This is a genomic window from Corynebacterium sp. (assembly GCF_043426755.1).
Lineage (GTDB): Bacteria > Actinomycetota > Actinomycetes > Mycobacteriales > Mycobacteriaceae > Corynebacterium.
Map to the genome: position 1 here is coordinate 1 of NZ_JBHWRP010000089.1, position 4,761 is coordinate 4,761.

At 61.6% G+C, this 4,761-nt stretch carries 5 protein-coding genes and 1 pseudogene; 2 read left to right on the plus strand and 4 right to left on the minus strand.

Annotation, left to right across the window (positions count from 1 at the left end; translation table 11 throughout):
- Positions 1-620: M20/M25/M40 family metallo-hydrolase (locus ACHFGA_RS09075; protein WP_394282067.1), on the minus strand; the 620-nt coding region annotated here is incomplete at its 3' end.
- Between the two features lie 42 nt (positions 621-662).
- Here ACHFGA_RS09075 and ACHFGA_RS09080 point away from each other — a divergent pair.
- Positions 663-974, plus strand: a complete 312-nt coding sequence (locus ACHFGA_RS09080) for a monooxygenase (protein WP_394282068.1) — start codon at positions 663-665, stop codon at positions 972-974.
- Here ACHFGA_RS09080 and ACHFGA_RS09085 read toward each other — a convergent pair.
- The 3 genes from ACHFGA_RS09085 to ACHFGA_RS09095 form a co-directional block, all read right to left on the minus strand.
- Positions 961-1,782, minus strand: coding sequence for a hypothetical protein (locus tag ACHFGA_RS09085; protein WP_394282069.1), 822 nt, complete (start codon positions 1,780-1,782; stop codon positions 961-963). The genes ACHFGA_RS09080 and ACHFGA_RS09085 overlap by 14 nt on opposite strands.
- A gap of 66 nt (positions 1,783-1,848) precedes the next feature.
- A complete protein-coding gene (locus ACHFGA_RS09090; protein ID WP_394282070.1) occupies positions 1,849-2,865 on the minus strand; it encodes an App1 family protein in 1,017 nt (338 codons plus the stop codon).
- A gap of 27 nt (positions 2,866-2,892) precedes the next feature.
- Positions 2,893-3,819 (minus strand): esterase/lipase family protein, encoded by a 927-nt coding sequence (locus tag ACHFGA_RS09095; RefSeq protein ID WP_394282071.1) that lies wholly within the window; start codon positions 3,817-3,819, stop codon positions 2,893-2,895.
- 109 nt (positions 3,820-3,928) lie between these two features.
- Here ACHFGA_RS09095 and ACHFGA_RS09100 point away from each other — a divergent pair.
- Positions 3,929-4,761: pseudogene (locus ACHFGA_RS09100) on the plus strand (AMP nucleosidase); the annotation flags it as partial.

The window sequence follows — 4,761 nt, forward strand, 5'->3', positions numbered from 1 at the left end:
CCTTTTTCGCCAACGACGACGACCAGTGCGTCCGAGCCGTCGCGCACTGGGAGGTGGGAGCCGCCGGTTTCGCTGACACAGTTCTTCCAGGAGAACGCCTCGGGCTTGTGCTGGGAGAGCCAGCCGGCGCCGAGCCCGCCGCGGGCCTCTTCGTCGGCAAGCCCAACAAAAGTGAGGGTGCCACGTGGCGCCTGTGGTTGGCGGGCGATCGCGCGAGTAGTTGCGGCCATGGCTGCGGTGATGAACAGCATGTCGGTGGCGCCACGGCCGTAGATCTTGCCGTCGACGATCTCTGCGCCGAAGGGGTCCTGGGTCCACTTCGGCTCGTCGACAGGCACTACGTCGGTGTGGCCAAGGAAGGTCAGTGGTTCGGCGTCTGGGTCGGTGCCCTCGACGGTAAAGGCGATGGAGACCCTCCCCGGGTGGGGTTCAAAGCGCTCTACTCGCACCGCGCCGCTGGCGATCTCCTCGGCGAAGAACGCCTCCAGGGTGTCGGCGTTGCGGGCTTCGGCCCCAGAGTCCGCGGTGAGATCGTTGACGCAGGCGTTGCGGATCATGTCGCGCAACAGCGTGATGGTGGATTCGTTGAGTTCCTGTACCGAAGTGTGATCCGAAGACATGCACCCAGACTAGCAACCGGGCAACTTCGCTAGGCTGGTCGCATGAACACAATCGTAGTATTTGAATTCCCATCCACCGGCCCCTTTGGCAAGGAAGCAGAAGAAGCCTACGCGGATCTGGCGAAGGATATCGCCACGGAAAAGGACCTGGTGTGGAAGGTGTGGACGGAAGATCCCTCCCGCGAAGTCGCAGGCGGCATCTACCTCTTCACCTCCGAGGAGGCGGCCGATACCTATATTGAGAAGCATTCCGCCCGTCTTGGAGGCTTCGGGATCACCAATATCTCTGCTGTAAAGTACCAGGTCAACGATGGTCTATCGGCCGTTGACCACGCGGTGCTTAATCGTCGATAAGTACTTCGGCGATGGCGGTCAGGGCCGCCTGGCCGTCGGCGTAGGAACCATTTTCTGAACGCGCGACGATGGCCACCCCGTAGGCGGAGCCGTTGTGTGTGAAGAAGCCGAACTGGCGGGTGTGCCAGGACCCATCTGTGTGATCGGACCACCCGCCCTTGAAGGCTGAATTTTTTATTACGCCGAGGCCGTAGGATTGGTCCTCAGCGATGTTTTTCATGGCTTCGATCACGACATTGTCTTGGTCGATCGTCGATAAGTAATAGCCGTACTGCGCCTGCGACGGTGCTGACCACTTCGTGATCCCCCAGGCCGGATCGACCGCGGGCCGCGTGCCTGACGGTGCGATCGCGTCCGCCGTCAGTTCCATCGGCGTGCCCTCCTGCCACAAGCACGAATACAGGGTGTGGGCGCTGGCGTTATCGGACCACTCGATCGAGGCTGTGATCAGCTGTTCCAGGTACTTCTCGCTGTAGGAGCAGTGCTCGAGGGCGGCGAATGCGATCGGCACCTTCACTGTTGACCAGGACGGCAGGGTGCCCAGGCTGCCGGCGGTGGTCAGCGTGTCTCCGTTGTAGAGTGCGACGGACATTTCGGTGTCGGTATCGTTCTGGATTCTGCGGATCGCGTTTTCTAGTTCGCGCATGGAAATGAGCCCGCTGGCGGTCGGGCGCAGGGCAGCGCTGCTGGTACTTGGCGATTGCGAGGCCGCAGTACTGTCGTCGTCGGAGCCTTGGGGTTGGGCGCATGCCGCAAGCACGCTCGCGCCGGTGGCGAGAGCGAGCAACCGGATCACTATTTTATGCACGAATGAAGTATGGCACCCCGCGGGGCATAATGCACGGTCATCGGTCCGCGCGTCCACGTTCGTCGCTTATCGACGATCAACCGCCTCGTTGTGCTGGTCGCGCCACTGGCGCAACATCTCATAGCCGTTGTGCCCGCAGACAGTGGGGGTATCCGGATAATGTGCTGGCTGGGCCAAAGCGGTCGTCGTACCGTGGGACAACACGTGCTCTTGTGGGCTCAGCTGGCGGATGGCCACCTGTTTCACGCGGTCGGGGTGTTCGAAAATGGCGTCGCCGTAAATTAAGGGGTCGTGCTGGCCGTCATCGCCGACGAGGATCCAGGAAATCTCCGGAAACTCGATGAACAGGTTGCGCAGTTGCACCTTCTTGTGCTCCTTGCCGGAGCGGAACAAGCCGGTCGGGGTGGAGCCCCAGTCCGTCAGCAGCAGCGGGCCTTTGGGCAAATCGTGCTTTTCGAGGAAGTTCACCAGGGTTTCGTAGGTGTTCCACGCGCCGGTGGACAGGTAGAAGACGGGGGCGTGCGGATCGTCGGCAAGCATCTCTTTATAGAATTCGCCCATGCCCTCGACGGGCTGGCGGGTATTGGTTTTCTTCACCCAGGAATTCCAGGCGGCCAGTAGGGCGCGGGGCAGCATGGTGACCATGACTGTGTCGTCGATATCGCTGATCAGGCCGATGCGGGCATCGTGCGAAACGATCTGGACCGGGGCCTTCGCGGTGGTGCCGCCGTCTGCGGTGATTTCGGCTTCGTGCCAGCCGGCGTCCAGGCCATGGTCGGCAATCAGGACATCGACATAGCCGTTGTCATTGGTTTCAGAACGCACCTCCCGGTCACCCAGGCGCACCGTCACGCCGATGTGCGGCACCTGGGTGGTGAAGAACTGGCGGTAGCCACGTACCACTTCCAGGTCGGGTTCTTCCTGGTCGCCCATCACAACGCGGGCTAGCACGTGGGCGCGGTGGGTAGTGCCATAGCCGGTGAAACCAGTAACCTCCGGAACCCAGCCGTTCTTCGACTTACGGCGCACGCCGCGATGGTTAATGCCACGCTCCACGGCGCGGACGATGTCTGATAAACCCATGAGAGTAGAGTACCCAAAGATTGGTGCTCAGTCTTGCTCTGGCGCAAGACTATGTAGCGCCGCGCGCACCAGACGGATCACGCGTGTGTCGTGGGGCATGTCGTCGTGAAGCACCTGCACACCCCGCGCCACATCCTGCACCCAAATATTGCGCACCTGGGTGCGCGAAGGCGAATAGAGGAAGCAGGACTCCGGGGGCTGGACGATGGCGTCGAAACGCGTGGCGATGCACGTGTACGTCACGTCTTCCTCCACGTCGCCGCCCTCATTGGTCTTGTCCAAGAAATCGGAACCGGCGATCTGCTGGAACGCGGCCGGGCCAAGCGCGCGTTCGATGAGGGAGCGCATCGCTTTCTCCGCCAGCTTGGTGGTCACCAGTGGACTGGCGATCCCGCCGAGCGTGGTGCCGTGGTTCGGCGAACTCAAGCAGATGAGGTGCTTCGTGCGGCGGGCGCCGTCCAGGTGGCGCATCCAGTAGCGGGCCAGCAACCCGCCCTGCGAATGGCCCACCAGGATCACCTGCTCCGCCCCGGTGTGGGCGAGCACAGCACGGATAAAGGCGTCCACCTCCGCAGCGGAGTCTTCGATGAGGCGGGTGCCATGGTTGCCAAAGTTCGGGGCGTACACACCCCAGCCATCCGCGCGAAGGTTGTCCGCCAACGGCTGCCAGTAGTCACGGTCCGCGCCGGTGCCGTGGATCAACACCACTGGCCAGGGCTGCTCCGCGGGGCGAAAATCATCCTCGAAGTAGCGCCGGCCACGCACTTTGGGTACGAAGGGGAGGTCCTCGTCGGAAGAGGAGTACACGTCCAACGCCGCGATGCTTCCGGCGGTGTCCTCGTCGAGGTGGTCCACCGGCACGTTTTTCGCGTGACGCACCAATTCCTCGGGTAGGTCGGAGGCGTTGACCCGCCAAAACTTTGCGATCTGTTCTCTAAATTGTGCTGAATCCATGATCCGTGAGAGGTGGTTTTATAGGTCGTTGTGTGCGGTCCCCGTTACACAGAAAGTATAACGCGATCGGTGCGCAGCGTGGGGCGAAAGGAATAGCTAGGGTGGGATTATGGAGCACGTACAGACAGTTGACCAAGCCGTCGACGCGCTGATTGAGATGTATCAGGCGTCGTGCCAGAAGGCGCGCGAAATCATCGAACAGGGCGATTACGCGCGTTACGACGAAGTCCGCTACCCGAAGGTCCGAGTAGACATCATGGACTGGGCGCCAATTGACCGCACAGAACCATTTGGTTATGTGGACGAGGAAGGGGCCTATTCGGCCACCGTGTCGCGGCCGGACCTGATGGGCGATTATTTGCGTCACCAGCTCACGCGATTGACGGACAATTATCCCAGCGAGATCTCAGTGGGATACTCGGACACGTGCATCCCGCCCGAATATATCCGTGGCATGGAGGGGATCTCGGAAGCGCGGCGATCCGGAAAGGATGCTGCCGCGATCCCACGCCCGACGCTGGATGAGGTCCACGACGCGATCATCGATGGTGAGTGGGACGCCTTCCACGGCGAGGAAAAGCCCCTGTTCCACTTTGGGCCGCAGCGCTTCGATATTGCGTGCGCGCGCATTGAGCACTACACCGGCATCGAAGTGGACACGATTCAGAAGTACATCCTGTTCACTAACTATGACATGCACACCAGCGAGTTCGTGCGCTTCGGGCTGGGCGAGCTGGCACGCGAAGGATCGCGCTACACCGCGCTGATCCTGCCGGACGGGAGGAAGATCACCCGCGAGCACGCGGGAGATATTGCGGTGGAGGACCTCTCCCTGGATTCCAACTTCCAGATGCCGCGCTACGACCTGGTGGCGGAGGGCCGCACCGGCATTTCCATGATCAATATTGGTGTGGGCCCGTCGAATGCGAAGACCATCACGGA